Below are 21528 nucleotides of genomic sequence, written 5' to 3' on the forward strand. Positions count from 1 at the left end.
CTAGAGTTTATATAAGTAGTGTTTACTTACCGCGTGTATTCGCAATCCAAACACTTTGATACGGTGCTAACTCTATTTCTTGTGTTAAGTCAGTTATTTCTTCGCCGCTAATTAATTCATACCAGCTATTATTCACAATCAAGTTAAGTTCACTTAATGGTAGTGATAATGGCTTGTCTGTAACATTACTAATACAGAATATGCTTTGTTTTCTGTCTTGGCTTTGACGCCAAAAACCAAAAAATTGTAAACCTAAATGCAATGTAAATTGGGTAGCATTTGGGTGAAAAGCAGGTTGTTTTATTCTTATCGCTAATAACTTATTAAGTGTAGCTAGTACATTAGCGTGATGTTTAGTGTCATCTTGTAATGCGTCTACAAGCAAATCATCTTTCCAGCGATGACGGTTGATTGAACGGTTACTTCCTGTATCTTCAATCTTTTTATAGTCGTTTTGTGTACCCAACATACTATGGATATATATACCTGGAATACCTTCTAACGCGAACATAATGGCATGTGCACATACAAAACGAACCATGTTGAATTCGTCTTTACCTTCTGTTGTACCTTGCATCGCATCAAACAAAGAAATATTCATTTCATAAGGTTTTTGCGTACCATCTTCAGTGGTCCTACAAGATATTTTTCCACCAAAGCCTTCAATAGTTTTAACTAATGCGTTAGTTTCTTCGTCACTTAATAAACCTTCAACAGGTCTTAACCCTACGCCGTCATGAGAGGCGATAAAGTTAAAGTAAGTCGTGCCATCTTGTGCTGGTGGCATACTCATTAACCAACGTTTTAGGTATAAACAATTACCTGTTAATAAGGTGTTGATCAGTAATGGCGGTAACGAAAAGTTATAAATAGCGTGTGCTTCGTTAGCATTACCAAAGTAAGTCAGGTTTTGTGGATTAGGAATATTAGTTTCAGTAATAATAATTGCATCATGCTTGGCGTGCTCAATTAAGGTTCTAAGTAAACGAACAACCTCATGAGTTTCTGGCAAGTTGATACATGATGTTCCTGCTATTTTCCATAAGAAAGCGATAGCATCAAATCTAAATATTTTAACGCCCATGTCTAAATATTGTCGAATAATGATAACAAAAGCTTTAAGCACTTCTGGATTTCTGAAGTCAAAATCTACTTGATCGTGACTAAAGGTGCACCACACTGATTGCTCACCTGAAGGAGTATTCACTTCTCTAAACAATGGCGAAGTACGCGGACGTACTACATCAGAGGTATCGGTGTCTGCTGGGGCTGTGAAGAAAAAGTCGTGACCTTCACCTTCACCTTTAATAAAGTTTTCAAACCAAAAGCTTCTGCTTGAGCAATGGTTTATTACTAAGTCAGACATGAGATGGCGTTCTTTAGCTATTGCTTTAACGTCTTCCCAATCGCCAAGTGATTGGTTAACGGTTGAATAGTCAATGATCGAAAAGCCATCGTCTGAGCTGTATGGAAAAAATGGCAGAATATGAACGCTGTTTACTGTTTCGTTCATATTAGCGTTAATAAAACGACGTAAGGTTTTTAATGGTACTTCGTCGTCTTTAACTATGCTGTCGCCGTAGGTAATTAAAATTACATCTTCTTCAGACCATTGGTTGGTAAAAGGCGTCACCGCAGAACAATCATCATGCAAGTTCATCAGAAGTGCCAACTGTTGCGCTAACTTTTCTGTGGTTTGCTGAAGATTTATATCTTTATAAATAACGTCTAGCTGCTGTGTTAATTTACCTAATAATTGTTCGTATGGTGTTGCCATAAATACTGTTCCTATTTTAACATTTCGCTGAATTCTTGATGATCGGCTTCTACTGCTTCTTTGATTTGGGCTAGCACATCAGGCATTGCACTGATCACACGGTTCCAAGACGGTATGAAAGGTGTTTCCATTGGTTGCTCTAAGAATGTGTGACCCGCTTCAAGTATGTTTTCAGCAAACATTTCTACAGCTTTTTCTTCGCTATGTAGATCTAATTTTAAACCATTCATTAATGCGTCATGACGGTAAGTTTCAACGTAATCTAATGCGATTCTGTAGTAAGTTGCTTTAAGTGTTCTAAACTTCTCAGTGGTAAAGGTTTCACCTTCTGTAGCAAGTTTACGTATAAAGGCTTTACTGATGTCGATAGACATTTTAGATAAACCACCGCTGGTGTTATCTAATGATAAGTCTTGATGTTTATGATCATAAGTTGTCGCGATGTCTACCTGACAAACATGGTTAGACGAATAGTTACGGTACATTTCTGAAAGTACACCAATCTCTAATCCCCAATCACTTGGAATGCGGATATCTCTTAGTACGTCTTTTTTGAATGAGAACTCACCTGCTAACGGATACAAAAAGCTGTCCATGTATTCTAGATAATCACAATGACCAACGGTTTTCTTTAATGCTTTGATTAATGGCGTAACAAGTAGTCTTGATACACGACCATTAATTTTTCCGTCAGCAACACGTGCATAAAAACCTTTCGAGAAAGAGTAGTTAAACGTCGGGTTAGCCACAGGATAAAGTAAGCGAGTTAGTAAGTCTTTTTCGTAGGTAAGAATGTCACAATCATGTAGTGCAACTGATTCAGCTTTACCTGAAGCAAGGATGTAGCCCATGCAGTACCAAACATTTCTACCTTTACCTAGTTCTTTTGGTGCTAGACCTAGTTTTTGTAATTTAGCATCAAGTGCTTGTAATCTTGGACCGTCATTCCATAACACGCGATGATGTTGAGGTAATTGTCCGAAGAAAGATAATGCATGCTTATATTGTGCTAAATCAGCTCTATCTAAGCCAATTACAATTTCAGATAAGTATTTAACATCTTTTATTTTATTGATGATGTCTGGTAAGGCTTTGCCTTCTAATTCTGAAAAAAGAGACGGTAAAATTAGTCCTAGCGGACGAGTTTTAGAAAACTCTTCTAATTCCGCTTCCATATCCTCAGGAGTTCTCTGCGCTAAGTTGTGTAATGTAGTTACAACGCCATTTTGATAAAAGTCAGCCATGATATACCTCTTGGTTAGGATGATAATTAAATTTTAGAATAAGTTTATTTTTATAAAATATTGGCAGGACACACTTGCATAGGTAGTGGTTCAGGTAATATTTGATGTAATGCTTCAGCCCAGCCTGCAGGACCATAAGATTCTGTTTGTATAACGTTTATGTGCTTTTTAAGCTCAGGAAAATCGTGCACAGGAGAACGAATTTGTACGGCATAATCTGCCGCTTCTAGCATGGCAATATCATTTTTACCGTCGCCTAAGGCAATAGATGAAATGTTATTGAACTGAAAGGTTTCTTTGTAATATTGAGTTAACCAATTAAGGGCACGACCTTTGTCGCTTTCACCACTTACATGAAAAAAACGTCCGCCATGTAATATAGTTGCACCTGCCGTTTCAAGGTATTCAATAAAAGCGAGTTTGCTACTTTCATCACCCATCCAATGAATAGGTTCACCAAAGTGTCTATTTTTCGCAAGTTCAGCGGCTTCTACTGTTAATCCTGTAATCTCGGCAAGTTCTTTAATCGTTAACGTAGAAAATCCTTTATATAAGCTGGCAAAGTTTGTTGGTGCTTTTTTAATAATATCTAACCAGTGCTGGCGAGGTGGGCAAAAAGACTTCACCCAATAATCACCTTCACTATTTGTGTCTTTCGGCTGTGTTTTAAAAAGTGCTTTTGGAAGAAAAATAGCAGCACCATTTTCAACAATTAACGCATCATTAATGTGTAAATCGCTTTGTATCGCTTTTACTTCATCAATGGTTTTACTTGTAGTTAATACAATCGGCACGTTAGCTGAGTTGAGCTGTTTTATTACAGGTAAGGCTTCTGTGCTTTTGTAAGTATAGTGATCCATTAATGTTCCATCTAAATCACTAAAAATAAGTATCTGTTTGGTCATACGTGATTAATCCTTTTCAACACACTTGGTAATACTGCGGTTATCATCTAAGTAATAAATGGCTTGAGCGAGCACAGGTAGCGTTTGCATGCCGTGAGTTGTTAATCGCTGAAAATATTGAATGAAATTTAAAATTTGCTCTTCATTCATTACATTAGACTGCAGATCGGTAGGAGACAGTGTTTTAATTAATTTTTGCTCTTGCTCTAAGCGCCATCGATAAACACTATTAAATGACGGTACTTGCAAGGCAGCCCAAAAATCGAAATATTGATACAGAGGCTGATAATGATTTAATAGCTCGCTGTTAACATAGCTACGCCAAACAGCGTTTTCATCTTTTTTTTGTTCAAGCGCGTTAATCGGTTCTACTAATTGTTCATCTGTTTGTGCAATAACGCCCCAGCACCAACCCTCTAATATTAGAATGTCGATAGGTTTTTCTATGTGTTGCCACTGATCTTCGCTGTAAGGATCGTCGGTTGCTTTGTTGAACCTAGGGATAGAAAAGTCACTCTCACGGTTTTTTACTTTATCTAAAACCGCTTTAAGTAATGTTGTGTTGTGTGTGCCTGGAACACCACGGGTTTTAAGTAGAGGATGAACGTTTTCAGCGAGTTTACTTCGAGCATCGCGCGACAAATAAAAGTCGTCTAGCGACATTACAACAATATTGAGGTTATAAGTTTCTGATAAGTGATAACAAATGTAATCAGACAGGGTTGATTTACCGCTTCCTTGGCAACCGTTAATACCAACAAAATAAGGCGCACCTTGATTTTGGTATTGAGTAAATATTCGTTCAGCCAGAGGCAAGTAACTTTTATTGATCAAAAGTTTAAATGATTCAGGTAATCTGTTTTTTTCCATGAAAGTTGAAAGCATATTTATTTTTACTCATCTGTCTTCTCAATATTTATACCTACAACTCTTATGCCAATTGATTGGAATTATTGCATGTAAATATAAAGTCATGAAATATATGGGTTTAAAATAGTGCAGTTATAAATGGCGAACTATTTATAGGTGCATAGTATTAACGCTTCTTTATCATTTGCTACTTTTTGGTGCGTAAAATGACGTTATATGGGAATTGTTTACTCGACGTATTTATCGGTATAAAGTGACTTATGCTTTTATAGTTGAGTATAGGTATTTAACTATAAAATGATTAACACTATCCCTCAAACGCTAATGATGACTTTTCTAAGCGATTAATTTGTTTGTAATAATAAACAGTAATCTAAAAACAAGGTCATCATAAATTATAGTAAGGAAAGTTCTTGAAAAAATTCATAATATTTATTGTTACCTTAGCTTTTACGCACGCTTCAATAGCTGGGAATATGAAGTCGGCAGTTGCTATGCCAGATAGCTATAGTGCAGATACAGCCCAACAAATATTACAAAGTGGTGGTAATGCGATTGATGCGGCTATTGCTGCACAATTTGTTTTAGCGGTAACTTTACCTGAAGCTGGCAATATTGGTGGTGGTGGCTTTATGACGATTTATAAAGATGGAGCAACTGACTTTCTTGATTATCGTGAAGTAGCACCAGCGGCAGCTCATAAAGATATGTACCTTGACGAAAATAAGGATGTAATACCTAATTTGTCTTTGTACGGTATTTTATCGGCAGGTATTCCAGGTACTGTAGAAGGTATGTGGCAAGCGCATAAAAAGTATGGCACTAAATCATGGCAAGAGCTGCTTGCTCCAGCTGTTATGCTGGCTGAAGATGGTTTTATTGTTCATCGTACGTTAAAAGAAGCGATAGATTGGCGTATCGAGAGCTTTAAGGAAGAAGATATTCATGTCAATTTTGCACAATATTTTTCATCGGCAGAAATGGGAAAAACATTTAAACAACCTGAGTTAGCAGCAACCTTAAAACTTATTGCCAAACAAGGTCGTGATGGTTTCTATAAAGGTAAAACAGCTAAAACTATTAGTAACTTTATGGCAGAGCACGGTGGCATTATTACTGAAAAAGATTTAGATAATTACCGTATTAAGTGGCGTAAACCGATTCAAAAAAAATGGCGCGGCTACGATGTAGTAACGGCTCCACCTCCAAGTTCAGGTGGTATTGCCGTACTGCAGTGGTTAACTATGTATGATGTGGTGAAGGCTAACCTTGTTAAGAATGAAGGAGTTAAGCAAGATCAGGCGCTTGCTTATAACTCTACAGAATATATTCATTTATTATCGGAAGTTGGGAAGCGTGTTTTTGCCGATAGAGCTGAATATTTAGGTGATCCCGATTTCTATGCAGTACCACAAGCAAAATTATTGGATCAAACGTATCTTGAAAAACGTGCAGCAGATATTTCAATCGATAAAATATCGGTTACAGAAGCTATTAAACCAGGCTTAAAAGAAAGCATGGATACTACGCATTTCTCAATTCTTGATAAATGGGGTAACGCTGTTTCTAACACAACTACCATCAACTATACCTTTGGTAGTGGAGTAATTGTTGAAGGTGCAGGTTTTATTTTAAATGACGAAATGGATGATTTTAGTGTTAAGCCAGGCGTTGCTAATATATTTGGTGCGTTAGGTGGTGTAGCAAATGAAATTCAGCCAGACAAACGCATGCTATCTTCAATGTCGCCAACCATTTTATTAAAAGATGGTGTAGTTGAATTAGTGACAGGCTCACCAGGTGGAACTACGATAATTTCATCTGTGTATCAGTCAATCTTAAATGCCGTTGAATTTAATATGACCGCGACAGAAGCGGCTAACGGACCTAGATTTCATCATCAACTATGGCCTAAAAATGTTATCGCTCATTATCCTGGAATTGATGACAAAGTGATTAAACAATTACATGACATGGGTTACACAACGAAAGAGCAATCGTTTGGTGATGTGCAAATAATCATTCAACACGATAATAAAGTGACAGCTGCTTCAGAAGCTAAAAGCCGACATAGAGGTGTATCAAGAGTCTTTTAAGATTTTGATAAAGGTTTCTGATTAAATAAAGAATAACTCATTAAAAAACCAGCTAGTAGTTAGCTGGTTTTTTATTATCCATTATAAACTAAAGAGTGAATTTATATTAAAACTCAGCAGGGCAGTGGAATGATATTTCTTCTTTAGTTATAGGGTGACGCAAGCTAATACTTTCAGCATGAAGATGTAAACGCGTCGATTTATTACCATATAAATCATCACCTAAAATAGGTATGTTTAAACCTAGAGGATGTGCGCAGTGGACTCTTAATTGATGAGTGCGACCCGTTTTAGGAGATAAATATAACTTGGTTTTGTTATCTATATGCTCAATGAATTCCCAAGTAGTGTGAGCAGGCTTACCGCTTTCTTCACAAACTAGCTGTCGAGGGCGATTATAAAAGTCGCCTATTAGAGGTAAAGTGATTTCGCCTTTGGTAGTTTTATATTCAAGGTCATTATTATTACGTTCAGTACTTTCTGATTGAATAGCTTCATATTTAACATTATCTGAAATACCAGCTAACTTTTCTTCTAACAGAGCGACATATCTTTTTTTCACACTTCTTTCTATAAATTGCTTTTGTAATTGCTTATGAGCTCTTTTGGTTAATGCAATAACCATTAAGCCAGAAGTAGACATATCCAATCGATGCACAATGATAGGACCGCTAGCACTAGGAATTAATTGTTTAATGCGGGTTTGCACTGAATCTTGAATATTTTTACCTGGAACTGAAAGCAATTCATTCGGTTTGTTCACAATAGCCATCACCTCATCTTGATACAATATTTCAAGGGTTTTGGCGTGTGCGGTATTTATTAATAAAGGGTTATCGTCTTGCTCTATACCATCAAGCATCCAATTAAGAATAGGCTCACATTTACCAGAACAAGCTGGATAGTAATTTTTATGCTGTCGGATCTCTGATTTAGGCGACATTCCCCACCAGAATTCTGCCATGGCTAATATTTTGAAGTTATTTCTAAAAGCATATTGGATTAATTTAGGTGCGGCACAGTCACCTGAACCTGATGGCGGAATTTGTTGAGGTGTTGGCTTGAAGATATCTTGTAGCGATTGAGTACAGGCTGCTTTATTCACCATTTGATATTGTTGAAATAATTGATTTTGCAGAAACGAAGAACGCCTTTGTCTTTCATCTTTAAGGGCTGTTATTTCGTTTTCAAGAATGTTTAATTCTTTTTGCACGTATTCTATTTTTGCTTGCCAAAGGTGTTTAAGGGCTTTTAATTGGTTTTTATCATTAACACTTTCTTTCGCTAGCCTATCAAATAGTGGTGCTAAAATTTCATCATTCACTTCTTGTGACAAAGCATTGTTAGCTGATGCTAACTCTGCGTCGGCTCTTAGTAACTTTCGACTTTTTCGATTCACTGTCATTAAGGCTTGATGCTTTGTGACTTCAACTTGAAAATCTTGAGTCAAACCAGTGAGTTCATGCTGTAAAATTTGTAGTTGTGGATTACTTTCTAGTTTAGTGAGGTGTGCGGTTAAACCGTTTATAGCCACTTGTTCTTCATCAAACTGTTGTGAAAATAACACCTCAGAGGTCTTCTCACTAGGTTCTTTATTACATTCTTCGGTAGTATAACTATTGAGTTGCTCAGTTTCAGGTACAGAAGGTACGAATCGTCCCAGGGTATATTCGCCACAAAGCTTTCCTGAAAAGCCAGTTAGGTAACCTATTTCTTTTTGATCATTTTCAACTAACAACACGCCAAACATTTTGCCTGATGCATCATCTTTGTTATGACCTAAACCAAAGTTATGCTGCCATGTATTTTGGCTAAGCAAATAATCTTGTAACTCTTTTGCCGCTAATACACATAAAGGGTGCGGCTGATAATAAAACGGGAAGGTAAAACGTGTAGGTAAAGAATAGCTTTCGGTCGAACTTTTGAAAGGGATAAAGCAATTTTCAGTTTTAAGCATTCTATTAACCATGATGAATTGGAGTGATAAATATTTGTCTTTATGTCGACTATATAAGAAGACTGAATAGCAACATTATACGGGTTTGAATAGGTTTGTGCAGAGGTAGATGTTTTATATGATTAACTGAGGGAGATTTGTTACTTGAATTGAAGATCACTAGAGCAAGAGGCTATTTAACCTGCACTCGGTTTAAGATGTTTTTAATCCATTGAAATTATTACTCATAAAATTTAACTTATACTCTAGCTTGATAGTTTTTCTTTCTTCAAGACAAATTTCGCGTCAATAGCTAGCCTATTGCAAGTAAATTTAACGATGAAGCAAGTAATACCAAACGGATTAATTTATTGCTCACTTAGCGAGAATTTAAAGGCTTAGAGGCACAGGTTCATAGTTCCAGACTGAACCTAAGCACCTACATCCATGTAGGCGAGGCATTGATTGAAGAGAATGGTTATTCTCGGTAACTGCTCCTGCGTTACCCTAATGTCCTACATCCATGTAGGAACCTTGTCAAAATCAATAACGCGGCATATGAGCCTTTAAATCCTCGCCCTTCGGGAGCTCATTAGCAAACTGATAACATCACAAAATTAAAAAAATATAGAATAACTATGTTTAATCAATTTTTCTTGTTCTCAGCTTGCTAATGTAGCTCTAAGTTGCTCAATAAATTAATCCGTTTGGTATAAATTAGCTGTTAGAGAAGAATATATTAAGCCGAGCTCAGGTTATTTAAATATTAAGTCAGCATTAGGCAAAAATAGGGCATAAAAAAACGGACCTAAGTCCGTTTCTATTATAATGTACAGCTATGTATTAGCTGTAATGTCTTGAGCGAAGATTAACCTTCGTCAGACATCATAGCTTTCGCTTTAGCTTTTGCTTCAGCAGCTTTATCTTTAGCGCCATCCATTAAGTCAGCACCTTTTTCTTTAGCTGAATCCATAGCTTCAGAACCAGCTTCTTTAGCAGATTCCATTGCGTCAGAACCCGCTTCTAATGCATCAGCACCAGCTTCTTTAGCTGAATCCATAACTTCAGCGCCTTTTTCTTTAGCTGTATCCATAGCTTCAGAACCCATTTCTTTAGCTGAGTTCATTGCATCAGAACCAGCAGATTTAGCATCGTCAAGTAATGAAGCGTTTGATTCAGTTACAGTAGCTTCCATTTCAGCTTTAGTAGGCTTAGTTTCAGAGCTGTTATCGCTACAAGCAGAAAGAGTTACAACAGAAGCTGCACAGATAGCAGCAGAAATAATTTTTTTAAGATCAAACATAGGTATTCCCTTATTAATATTTATTTAAAACGACTGAGTAATTTTAACACTTAAAATGATTAATTGTTATATATTGATATTATTTTGTTGCAAAAATGTAAATTAACTATTTTATCAGTTAGTTAAGCTCCACTGGTTAACTCTTTATAAGAGATATTACTACGTAATAAAGCTTCATTTTTAGGAAGGACATTATTTCCAGACAATAAATAAATCACCTTTTGGCCTTGCTCTGCTAACTCTAATGCATGTTGAAAGTTAATTAAAACAGCGGCGGCAATATCCTGAGGGTATTTGTCCGCGTCGCGTCTTACATATTCAATTAGTGTTATGTTAACGGTTTCATCATAGAACACCGCATCGGCAAATTGTAATTCTCGGTGAGCTTTTAAAGTTAAATTATCGGGTTCACCATCTAACGTGTGTATAAAAACAATTTCACCTTGAGGAGGCGTGATGGTTTCTTTCAAACTTGAAATAAGTTGTTGTTCAGCGTCGGTATCTTTTCCATCAAGAATTAATTGCCCAACGGAACCACGTAATATTTTCTCCCAGAAGCTTCTTCTGTTTCTTATACCTTTAATACGCGCTTTGACGTGTTCTCGAAACTTAAGCGAAAAGTCTGCAAGCTTTCCGTAGCCGTCAGGTAAGGTTTTCTCTATTTGTTCGCGTAACATTCTTAACAATATAGGTGCACTACCTGAACTCGACATCGCAATTAACATTGGATCGCGATCAATAATGGCTGGCGTTATATAAGTACAAAGGTCAGGTTGGTCTACAACATTGGTAAGTAACTTAAATTGTGCGGCTTCTGCAGCGACGGCTTGATTCACTTCTGTATTGTCTGTGGCGGCAATCACTAGGTTAGCGTTTTCAATATGTCCTGCTTGATAGTTATGTTCAAGCCAATGCAGGCTATGAGTATCAATCAAGCGCTTCACACTAATAGATAACTGCTCAGACATAACGGTAATATTTGTTGTGGTTTTTAACAGTAACTCAATTTTACGAGCGGCAACATCGCCACCCCCAATAACTATAGCGTTGATGTATTTAGCATCTAAAAAAATCGGGAAATATTTCATGTATCTACTTTAGGTTATTTTTAAGTAATAGCGGTTTAAGCATTTGATGTTAACTAATGATGGCTTGATAGCTTATTTATTACAACGATTGCTTTATTATTATTTATTACTTTTGGTGGTATTGGTATTAACCTTAGAGTGTTAAACTATGCGCAATAGTTAAATATCAAATTACATAAAAGTTGAGAGTTAAGATGCCTTGGGTACAGCTTAGATTAAATGCGAATGAAGAAACCGCTGAAAAATACAGTGACTGGTTAAGTGCTAGTGGCGCACAAGCTGTTACCTTTATTGATGAAAAAGACACGCCTATTTATGAGCCTTTACCGGGCGATGAAGTGATCTATTGGAATCAGACGGTTGTTATGGGCTTGTTTGAAGCAAATCATGACATGGATAAAGTAGTCTCTTATTTAAAAAGTATTCATCCCGACAAAAATGAGATGAAATACAAACTTGAGCAACTTGAAGATAAAGATTGGGAAAGAGAGTGGATGGATAACTTTCACCCAATGAAGTTTGGCGAGCGTTTATGGATTTGTCCAAGCTGGAGAGATGTACCAGAACCTGATGCAGTAAATGTTATGTTAGATCCTGGTTTAGCTTTTGGTACAGGCACACATCCAACGACAGCTTTATGTTTAACATGGCTCGATGGTTTAGACCTTGTAGGTAAAACCGTTGTCGATTTTGGTTGTGGTTCAGGAATATTATCACTTGCGGCATTAAAGCTAGGCGCAACTAAAGTGATAGGGATTGATATTGATCCACAAGCATTACAAGCAAGTTTAGCTAATGCAAAACGTAATAATGTTGAAGACAGACTCGAATTATATTTACCAGTAGATCAACCTACCTTTAAAGCTGATGTTGTAGTGGCTAATATTTTAGCTGGTCCATTACGAGAATTAGCACCTACTATTATTGAATTTGTTGCCAACCAAGGTGTACTTGCATTGTCTGGTGTTTTAGAAGATCAAGCACAAACACTTCAAGAAATTTATGGTCAATGGTGCAAAATGGACCCGATTCAAGTGAAAGAAGAATGGGTTCGTTTATCTGGTACTAAAAAATAAGCGTGAATGAAATAAATTAGTGAGTAGTTTTTGTTTGTATATTGTACGAAAACTACTCACATCAGTGCTTTAGAAAATGTCAATGATAAAAAGGCAAAAAAAAAGCAATTTTGTTCAATTTATATCCTTTTCAATCGCAAAAAAAACACGTAAACTTAGCGCCCTTTTGACTAGTAGCTCAAAAAAACAGCAGTGTGAAGATAGGTCCATACCAATTACCAAACAATGTGATTTTAGCGCCAATGGCGGGAATTACAGATCAACCTTTTAGACAGCTTTGTTGTCAACTGGGTGCCGGGCTTGCAGTATCAGAAATGGTATCCGCAAACCCTAAAGTGTGGGATACAGAAAAGTCTAAACGCCGACTGGTAAGTAATAATGAGTCAGGTATACGGTCTGTGCAAATTGCAGGCTCCGATCCAGACGAATTAGCATTTGCAGCAAAAGTTAATGCTGATAACGGCGCCCAAATTATAGATATTAATATGGGATGCCCAGCTAAAAAGGTAAATAAAAAATTAGCGGGTTCAGCGTTACTGAAAGAACCAAGCCTAGTAGAGCAGATTATTAAATCGGTTGTACAAGCGGTTGATATCCCAGTAACACTTAAAATTCGCACCGGTTGGTGTGAAAATACTCGCAATGGAATAGAGATAGCCCAAATTGCTGAACACAATGGTATTCAATCATTAGCTGTTCATGGCCGTACTCGCAACGACTTTTATAAAGGCGAAGCAGAATACGACACCATTAAAGCAATTAAAGCTTCAATTTCTATTCCTGTAGTTGCTAACGGTGATATCACTACAGTTGAAAGAGCTAAGCAAGTACTAGAATACACTAATGCTGACGCAATTATGGTTGGTCGTGGTGCCCAAGGTAATCCTTGGATTTTTCGAGAAATTAATCATTTCTTGGCAACGGGTCAACATTTGTCGGCTCCCTCAATGGATGAGGTACGTTCGGTGATTACTGGACATGTAAAGGACTTACACAATTTTTATGGTGATTTTATGGGCGTAAGATTTGCTCGTAAGCACGTATCTTGGTATATGCAGACGCGAGATCCAGATAAACAGTTTCGTTCTATTTTTAATGGTTTAGAGTCTGTAAATGAACAGCTCACCTCATTAGATCTGTATTTTGATAATTTAACTTAGAAAGAGTCTCAACTTTATGTTTGAACAAAATATTTCCTCTCCATTTATTACTGGTGATTTACAAACTCAGACAAAGGCATCGCCTTTACGTATCCAAGCTAAAATAGCGATCAAAAACTATTTGTCTCAGTTAAATGGTAATGATGTAGATGATATGTATGACCTTGTACTATCGGAAATTGAAGCGCCAATGCTTGAAGAAGTAATGCAGTATACTCGTGGCAACCAAACACGCGCTGCGAACTTATTAGGTATCAACCGTGGTACTTTACGTAAGAAGTTAAAAAAATACGGTATGAACTAAGAATTATGGCAGGTTTAGCCTGTCACTAAAAAGCACCCTCGGGTGCTTTTTTATTTTACTTTAATCGATTTTTATATTTTAAGTAACATGTAACTAAACCGACATTCGTTAATCTAGTTACCCTATTAAAGGTAAACAAAACAGCAATGGAAACTCCACGCCCAATTAAGCGCGCACTATTAAGTGTATCTGACAAAACAGGTATTGTAGATTTCGCTAGAAGTTTAGCTGGTAAAGGTGTTGATATCTTATCAACAGGCGGCACAGCAAAATTATTAGCAGATAATGGTATCCAAGTAACTGAAGTTTCAAATTACACGGGTCATCCAGAAATAATGGACGGACGTGTTAAAACACTTCATCCAAAAGTTCATGGCGGCATTTTAGCTCGTCGTGGAATAGATGAAGCAGTTATGGCTGAGAACGATATCAGTGCTATCGATATTGTTGTAGTAAACCTTTATCCTTTTGCTGATGCAGTAAGTGATGAGAACTGTAGTTTAGAAAACGCTATCGAAAATATCGATATTGGCGGACCTACTATGGTACGTGCTGCAGCTAAAAACCATAAAGACGTAACGATTGTTGTTAACGCACAAGACTACTCACGCGTTTTAGCTGAGATGGATGCAAACAATGATTCATTAACTTACCAAACACGTTTTGATTTAGCGATTGCTGCTTATGAACATACTGCAGCTTACGATGGAATGATCGCAAATTACTTCGGTAAAATGTTACCAGCATATAACTCTGAAGATAAAGATGTTTCATCTTCAAACCGCAACAAATTCCCACGTACTGTAAATAGCCAGTTTATTAAAAAACAAGATTTACGTTACGGTGAAAACTCACATCAAGATGCGGCTTTTTACGTAGAAGCGCATCCTGAAGAAGCGTCAGTTTCAACAGCTAACCAAATTCAAGGTAAAGCTCTTTCATATAACAATATTGCAGATACTGATGCAGCATTAGAATGTGTTAAAGAATTTGAAGAGCCGGCGTGTGTAATTGTTAAACATGCAAATCCATGTGGTGTTGCTATTGGTGATAACCTTTTAGCTGCTTATGAAGGTGCTTACCTTACTGATCCAACATCAGCCTTTGGTGGCATTATCGCATTTAACCGTGAGTTAGATGCAGATACGGCAGAAGCTATTGTTTCTCGCCAATTCGTTGAAGTGATTATCGCTCCAAGTATTTCAGACGCTGCAGCTCAAATTGTTGCTGCTAAACCTAACGTTCGTTTATTAGAATGTGGTAAGTGGGATACTAAAACTACAGGTGTTGATTACAAACGAGTTAACGGTGGCTTGTTAGTTCAAGACAGAGACCAAGGGCATGTTGCTGCGAGCGACTTAAAAGTTGTTACTAAGCGTCAACCAACTGAAGACGAAATGCGCGATTTACAATTTTGCTGGAAAGTAGCAAAGTTTGTTAAATCTAATGCAATTGTTTACGTTAAAAATAGCTCAACTATCGGTGTTGGTGCTGGCCAAATGAGTCGTGTTTATTCTGCTAAAGTTGCAGGCATTAAAGCGGCTGATGAGAACTTAGAAGTTAAAGGTTCTGTTATGGCATCTGATGCTTTCTTCCCATTCCGCGACGGTTTAGATGCTGCCGCTGAAGCTGGAATTACTGCTGTGATCCAACCAGGTGGTTCAATGCGTGATGACGAAGTTATCGCTGCAGCTGACGAACACGGTATCGCGATGGTATTTACAGGCATGCGTCACTTCAGACATTAAGCTCTGATAATCATTATTAAAGCAGTATTAATTTAATCATTCATACTGCTTTGCTTACCAAGTTAATTTTCATATAAAGATTAACTTGGTAAGCATTTATCTGATATATTTCATTACAATTTCACAAAGTTTAAATGCTAATTTAAATCAATAGGTTAGCGTTTGTTATATTACTCATATACATTAAGTCTGCTATAACTGATTTTTTAAAATTAATTCTCGTTAGTTAACGGAGATAACAATGACTACACTTATAAAACTACTTACTGCTTCAATCGTATCAGCAAGCTTATTAACTGCTTGTGCGGCACCTGTTCAAGAACCTTCTCAATTAGATCAAGCCATTGCTAGTGATCAACGCTCAGAGAAAAATAAAGCGCGTGATGTATATCGTCATCCTAAAGAAACGTTAGAGTTTTTTGGCTTTGATTCATCAATGACTGTTGTTGAAATTACACCAGGTGGCGGATGGTACACAGAAATCTTAGCACCTGCGGTTAAAGGGAAAGGTAAGCTTTATGGGGCTCATTACCCAGATACGGGTGAAGATAACTATTTTAGTAACTCTCGTAAGAAGTTAGTTAAAATGTTAGCAAGCAATGAGATGTATAGCGAAGTAGAATTAACAGATTTCATTCCTAGAAAAGAAAGCGCCTTAGCACCAAAGGGTACAGCAGATTTAGTGCTAACTTTCCGTAATTTACATAACTGGAAAGAAGATGGGACATTACAAGTATTTAAAGATGCTTACGCTGCTTTGAAAAAAGGTGGTGTATTAGGTGTTGTTGAACATCGCATGCCTGAAAGCCAAAACTTTAAAGAAAACATGAATAGTGGTTACTTCCCAGAAGCATTAACGGTAAAATTAGCGTTAGAATCAGGTTTTACTCTTGTTGAAACAAGTGATATTAATGCGAATTCAAAAGATTCAGCAGATCACCCTAAAGGTGTTTGGACTTTACCACCAGTATTAAGATTGGGTGATGAAAATAAAGAAAAATATTTAGCGATTGGCGAAAGCGATCGTATGACTTTAAAATTTATAAAATAAGCTAACGCTTTTCTATGACGTTGTACAAAGCAGCGTCATAGACGTTAATTATTTAAAACACAGGAACAATAGTAAATGAACGTTTTAGTTATAGGTAGTGGTGGTCGTGAACATGCGCTTGCGTGGAAAACAGCACAATCAGAAAATATTGAAAAAGTATTCGTTGCTCCAGGTAATACAGGTACAACAACAGAAGATAAAGTAGAAAATATCGATATATCTTCTGACGATATTGCTGGCTTAGTTGCTTTTGCTAAAACGAATAAAATCGAATTGACTATTGTTGGTCCAGAACAACCCCTTGTAGATGGTGTGGTTGATGCTTTTCAAGCTGAAGGTTTAGCTATTTTTGGACCTAGTGCAAAAGCTGCACAGTTAGAAGGTTCAAAAGCATTTACTAAAGATTTTCTTGCTCGTAATGATATTCCAACAGGTTACTACCAAAACTTTACTGAAATTGAGCCCGCTTTAGCTTATGTAAGAAAGATGGGTGCACCAATTGTTGTTAAAGCCGATGGTTTAGCAGCAGGTAAAGGTGTGATTGTAGCCTTAACATTAAAAGAAGCTGAAGACGCTATTCAAGATATGTTAGCGGGTAATGCTTTTGGTGATGCAGGACATAGAGTTGTTATAGAAGAGTTTCTAGAAGGTGAAGAAGCAAGTTTCATCGTAATGGTAGATGGCAAGAATGTATTACCCTTTGCTACAAGCCAAGATCATAAACGCGCATATAATGAAGACAAAGGTCCAAACACAGGTGGCATGGGGGCATATTCTCCAGCTCCAGTAGTCACGCCTGAAATACATAACCGTATTATGAACGAAGTGATATACCCAACAGTGGAAGGTATGGCTAAAGAAGGCGCTCCTTATACTGGCTTCTTATATGCAGGACTAATGATTGATGCAGATGGTACACCTAAAGTGATTGAATATAACTGTCGTTTTGGTGATCCAGAAACTCAGCCTATTATGATGCGCTTACAATCAGATCTTGCAGAACTGTGTTTATTAGCTTGTGACGGTAAACTCGATACCGCAACAATCTCATTTGATAAACGAGCAGCTGTTGGTGTTGTACTTGCAGCAGGTGGTTACCCAGAAAGTTATAATAAAGGTGATGTGATCTCAGGTTTAGAACTTAACAAAGCTGACGATGCAAAAACTTTCCATGCAGGAACATCTTTAGTTGATGGAAATGTAGTGACTAATGGCGGGCGTGTACTATGTGCAACAGCTTTAGGTAACACAGTAACTGAAGCACAAGAAAAAGCTTATACGCTATTAAATCAGATCTCATGGAAAGATGTTCAATTCAGAACCGATATTGCTTACCGTGCGATAGAGAGAGAACAACAAGCGTAATTAATTTCTCTTTTAGAATTTTAATAACAAAAAGCCAAGAATAATTCTTGGCTTTTTTATGTCTTCATATTGAGTTGTACTATATAGAGGTTTATTTCTGTTGTGCTAATGACTCAATAGGTGCTCCACCATCAACAGCTGCAGAGAAAGCTAAATCTTTATCTAAGCCAGCATTTACAGCAGCATTAACAATTGCTTGGTTATGACTCTCATTAGTAGAGCTTACCGCAGTTGAAACTATTTGCTCACCATCATCTGGAAATAATAAAAAAGTGTAAGAAACCCATTTAGATACTTTTTCAGGAATCGCCTTAATTAAACCAGATAAAATATCAATCATACGATCTGGGTAGCTAGCCATAGCACTAGAAATAATATCTTTAGAATGCAGAGGCTCGGTTTGAATAGTTACTCTAACCAGTTGCTCCAAGTTATCTGGATCATGGAATGCAGCAGTAGCTAATATTTCTTGAGCATAAGCAGGTTCTGCTTCAACAACTATCTGAATTAACTCTTCGCTAGAAGCAATGTCTTTTTCTAGAACATGCTCCATAACATTACATGCAAATACGGGTTGAGCATCTATAGCTCCCAACATTATTTGTTTATAATCTTCAGGATGCAAAGTTAAAGCAATAGATAATACTTTATCAATTTGTTCAGGGTAGCGAGATAAAATTGACTTAATGCTTTTCCGAACTGAAATTTGTTGCTTAGTTTGTTGAGTTATTAATTGAGTAATAAACGATTCTTGTTTTTTTGTTATTGCTTCCGATGCAACACTATTAATACTGATAACACTTAAAAGCGACAAAATAAAAAAATACTTCATCATTTGTCCTATTTATTATTGTTGATTATCTGTTAAATACCATAAAGAAGGTAACCAGCATCCTTACATAATTCTTTAGACACTTCCAACACATTACTCTTAGATCGCCTTAGATACTATAGTTTAGTCTCTAAAATAAGCATATAGTTCAAATATAAATCAAATAGAAAATAAATCAAAGAAAATACGAAATAAAGCTTGCTTGGAATCAAAAGATCGTTAGAATGCGCTCCACTTCTTAAGGGGAACCAAGAGAAGGTAAGTATAGGAAATACTTAGTTCACTTAATATGGAAAGCCAAGTGAGAGTTTTGAACTGTTTAGTTAAGCTTAACTGATTAATTAGACATGAGATAACTTAGAATTTGATTTGAAATTAAATCAAAAAGAATTCAAAAAGTTGTTGACATCAAAACTGAGTTGCGTAGAATGCGCATCTCGCTTCAGGCAAGGCCTGCAGCAACAAGAGCTTAACGAATGCGATTAACCTCTTTATTCTCAATGAGAATATTTCTTTAACAATTAGTTATCATGCAATTTGTGTGAACACTCACATTAAGATTGATTTTACATAGTCGGCCTTTTTACTTGGTATTTATATCAGTGTTTAGGAAGACGTAAAACAGCTTATGTTGAATGTCACACAAAAAAGTATGATTTGATATTTATATCAAATCATACGTTTTATGTAGTTATCTACTTATGTAGGTAACACGACAGAATTCATTGAGCAGTAACACATCGCTTGCGATGAGGTTACACAAACGATTTATAATTGAAGAGTTTGATCATGGCTCAGATTGAACGCTGGCGGCAGGCTTAACACATGCAAGTCGAGCGGTAACAGAGAATAGCTTGCTATTCTGCTGACGAGCGGCGGACGGGTGAGTAATGCTTGGGAATATGCCTTATGGTGGGGGACAACAGTTGGAAACGACTGCTAATACCGCATAACGTCTACGGACCAAAGGAGGGGATTCTTCGGAACCTTTCGCCATTTGATTAGCCCAAGTGAGATTAGCTAGTTGGTAAGGTAAAGGCTTACCAAGGCGACGATCTCTAGCTGGTTTGAGAGGATGATCAGCCACACTGGGACTGAGACACGGCCCAGACTCCTACGGGAGGCAGCAGTGGGGAATATTGCACAATGGGCGAAAGCCTGATGCAGCCATGCCGCGTGTGTGAAGAAGGCCTTCGGGTTGTAAAGCACTTTCAGCGAGGAGGAAAGGGTATAAGCTAATAACTTATATCTGTGACGTTACTCGCAGAAGAAGCACCGGCTAACTTCGTGCCAGCAGCCGCGGTAATACGAGGGGTGCAAGCGTTAATCGGAATTACTGGGCGTAAAGCGTGCGTAGGTGGTTTGTTAAGCAAGATGTGAAAGCCCCGGGCTCAACCTGGGAACTGCATTTTGAACTGGCAAACTAGAGTTTTGTAGAGGGTAGTGGAATTTCCAGTGTAGCGGTGAAATGCGTAGAGATTGGAAGGAACATCAGTGGCGAAGGCGGCTACCTGGACAGAGACTGACACTGAGGCACGAAAGCGTGGGGAGCAAACAGGATTAGATACCCTGGTAGTCCACGCCGTAAACGATGTCAACTAGCCGTCTGTAGACTTGATCTGTGGGTGGCGTAGCTAACGCGCTAAGTTGACCGCCTGGGGAGTACGGCCGCAAGGTTAAAACTCAAATGAATTGACGGGGGCCCGCACAAGCGGTGGAGCATGTGGTTTAATTCGATGCAACGCGAAGAACCTTACCATCCCTTGACATCCTACTAAGTTACTAGAGATAGTTTCGTGCCTTCGGGAAAGTAGTGACAGGTGCTGCATGGCTGTCGTCAGCTCGTGTTGTGAAATGTTGGGTTAAGTCCCGCAACGAGCGCAACCCCTATCCTTATTTGCTAGCGCGTAATGGCGAGAACTCTAAGGAGACTGCCGGTGATAAACCGGAGGAAGGTGGGGACGACGTCAAGTCATCATGGCCCTTACGGGATGGGCTACACACGTGCTACAATGGCAAGTACAGAGGGCAGCAATACCGCGAGGTGGAGCGAATCCCACAAAGCTTGTCGTAGTCCGGATTGGAGTCTGCAACTCGACTCCATGAAGTCGGAATCGCTAGTAATCGTAGATCAGAATGCTACGGTGAATACGTTCCCGGGCCTTGTACACACCGCCCGTCACACCATGGGAGTGGGTTGCAAAAGAAGTGGCTAGTTTAACCCTTCGGGGAGGACGGTCACCACTTTGTGATTCATGACTGGGGTGAAGTCGTAACAAGGTAACCCTAGGGGAACCTGGGGTTGGATCACCTCCTTATCTTGAAGTAAAACGTTTTAATGGAATTTACATGCAAATGTACTTTCTGAGTGTTCACACAAATTGCCTGATAACGAAATTGAAGAAGTGCACAGCTCTTATAGCAATATAAGGGGCTATAGCTCAGCTGGGAGAGCGCCTGCCTTGCACGCAGGAGGTCAGCAGTTCGATCCTGCTTAGCTCCACCACTTCTTCTTTAAAGAAAGAGACCAAATTTAACGTATCTCAACGTGTAAAATGAGATGGTTTAAATTTGGTTTTTTAAACCAAATTTTTCAGTCGAATGCGTACTGGAAATTGATTCTTTAACAATCTGGAAAGCTGATATAAATACCGGTATTTATATAGCACTCAACGGTGTCGCGCTGTTGTTTGTACGTTATAAATACCAAGCTGTTGTTACTTCTTTTATCGGGAAGTAATAATGGTGATTATGTTTCCTCCTCGGAAATGTA

Annotated in this window: 15 protein-coding genes, 1 tRNA gene and 1 rRNA gene; 9 read left to right on the top strand and 8 right to left on the bottom strand. The window is 37.8% G+C overall.

The genetic code is table 11. The features are described from left to right. Positions 1–22: 22 nt before the first annotated feature. Genes ACPUVN_RS18070 through ACPUVN_RS18085 form a run of 4 tightly spaced genes read right to left on the bottom strand, consistent with a single transcriptional unit; the run spans position 23 to position 4796 of the window. Complete coding sequence (locus tag ACPUVN_RS18070; protein ID WP_426369585.1) at positions 23–1777, bottom strand: sugar phosphorylase; 1755 nt, start codon at positions 1775–1777, stop codon at positions 23–25. An 11-nt stretch (positions 1778–1788) separates the two neighbouring features. Further along, positions 1789–3021, bottom strand: a complete 1233-nt coding sequence (locus ACPUVN_RS18075) for a glycosyl transferase (RefSeq protein WP_426358923.1) — start codon at positions 3019–3021, stop codon at positions 1789–1791. Between the two features lie 50 nt (positions 3022–3071). Beyond that, positions 3072–3926, bottom strand: a complete 855-nt coding sequence (locus ACPUVN_RS18080) for an HAD-IIB family hydrolase (protein WP_426369586.1) — start codon at positions 3924–3926, stop codon at positions 3072–3074. A gap of 6 nt (positions 3927–3932) precedes the next feature. Beyond that, positions 3933–4796, bottom strand: coding sequence for a kinase (locus ACPUVN_RS18085; RefSeq protein WP_426369587.1), 864 nt, complete (start codon positions 4794–4796; stop codon positions 3933–3935). A 413-nt stretch (positions 4797–5209) separates the two neighbouring features. Here ACPUVN_RS18085 and ggt point away from each other — a divergent pair, with 413 nt between their 5' ends. After that, positions 5210–6892, top strand: a complete 1683-nt coding sequence (ggt, locus tag ACPUVN_RS18090; RefSeq protein WP_426358920.1) for a gamma-glutamyltransferase — start codon at positions 5210–5212, stop codon at positions 6890–6892. Between the two features lie 106 nt (positions 6893–6998). Here ggt and ACPUVN_RS18095 read toward each other — a convergent pair whose 3' ends face one another. The 3 genes from ACPUVN_RS18095 to ACPUVN_RS18105 all read right to left on the bottom strand — a co-directional run bounded on the left by ACPUVN_RS18095 (position 6999) and on the right by ACPUVN_RS18105 (position 11219). Beyond that, a complete protein-coding gene (locus tag ACPUVN_RS18095; RefSeq protein ID WP_426358919.1) occupies positions 6999–8849 on the bottom strand; it encodes an RluA family pseudouridine synthase in 1851 nt (616 codons plus the stop codon). A gap of 847 nt (positions 8850–9696) precedes the next feature. Further along, positions 9697–10131, bottom strand: coding sequence for a hypothetical protein (locus ACPUVN_RS18100; protein ID WP_426358918.1), 435 nt, complete (start codon positions 10129–10131; stop codon positions 9697–9699). 122 nt (positions 10132–10253) lie between these two features. Then, complete coding sequence (locus ACPUVN_RS18105; protein WP_426358917.1) at positions 10254–11219, bottom strand: siroheme synthase; 966 nt, start codon at positions 11217–11219, stop codon at positions 10254–10256. Between the two features lie 194 nt (positions 11220–11413). On the opposite strand from ACPUVN_RS18105, the gene prmA reads away from it, so the two are divergent. From prmA to purD, 6 genes are all read left to right on the top strand, one after another. Next, a complete protein-coding gene (gene prmA, locus ACPUVN_RS18110) occupies positions 11414–12295 on the top strand; it encodes a 50S ribosomal protein L11 methyltransferase (protein ID WP_426358916.1) in 882 nt (293 codons plus the stop codon). Positions 12296–12489: 194 nt separating this feature from the next. Then, positions 12490–13455, top strand: a complete 966-nt coding sequence (dusB, locus tag ACPUVN_RS18115; RefSeq protein WP_426358915.1) for a tRNA dihydrouridine synthase DusB — start codon at positions 12490–12492, stop codon at positions 13453–13455. 16 nt (positions 13456–13471) lie between these two features. Further along, complete coding sequence (gene fis, locus ACPUVN_RS18120; RefSeq protein WP_304370349.1) at positions 13472–13759, top strand: DNA-binding transcriptional regulator Fis; 288 nt, start codon at positions 13472–13474, stop codon at positions 13757–13759. Between the two features lie 146 nt (positions 13760–13905). After that, positions 13906–15507 (top strand): bifunctional phosphoribosylaminoimidazolecarboxamide formyltransferase/IMP cyclohydrolase, encoded by a 1602-nt coding sequence (purH, locus tag ACPUVN_RS18125; RefSeq protein ID WP_426358914.1) that lies wholly within the window; start codon positions 13906–13908, stop codon positions 15505–15507. A 241-nt stretch (positions 15508–15748) separates the two neighbouring features. Further along, complete coding sequence (locus ACPUVN_RS18130; protein WP_426369588.1) at positions 15749–16558, top strand: class I SAM-dependent methyltransferase; 810 nt, start codon at positions 15749–15751, stop codon at positions 16556–16558. A gap of 75 nt (positions 16559–16633) precedes the next feature. Next, positions 16634–17923 (top strand): phosphoribosylamine--glycine ligase, encoded by a 1290-nt coding sequence (gene purD, locus ACPUVN_RS18135; RefSeq protein WP_426369589.1) that lies wholly within the window; start codon positions 16634–16636, stop codon positions 17921–17923. 91 nt (positions 17924–18014) lie between these two features. On the opposite strand, the gene ACPUVN_RS18140 is transcribed toward purD, so the two are convergent. Next, positions 18015–18755 carry a hypothetical protein gene (locus ACPUVN_RS18140; protein ID WP_426358911.1) on the bottom strand — a complete coding sequence of 247 codons (741 nt, stop codon included), beginning with the start codon at positions 18753–18755 and terminating at the stop codon, positions 18015–18017. A gap of 771 nt (positions 18756–19526) precedes the next feature. On the opposite strand from ACPUVN_RS18140, the gene ACPUVN_RS18145 reads away from it, so the two are divergent. Both ACPUVN_RS18145 and ACPUVN_RS18150 read left to right on the top strand, forming a co-directional pair. Continuing rightward, positions 19527–21073 (top strand): 16S ribosomal RNA (locus ACPUVN_RS18145). A gap of 112 nt (positions 21074–21185) precedes the next feature. After that, a tRNA-Ala gene (locus ACPUVN_RS18150) sits at positions 21186–21261 on the top strand. The last annotated feature ends 267 nt before the right edge of the window (positions 21262–21528 follow it).

It is taken from the genome of Pseudocolwellia antarctica, from assembly GCF_049933045.1.
GTDB lineage: Bacteria > Pseudomonadota > Gammaproteobacteria > Enterobacterales > Alteromonadaceae > Pseudocolwellia.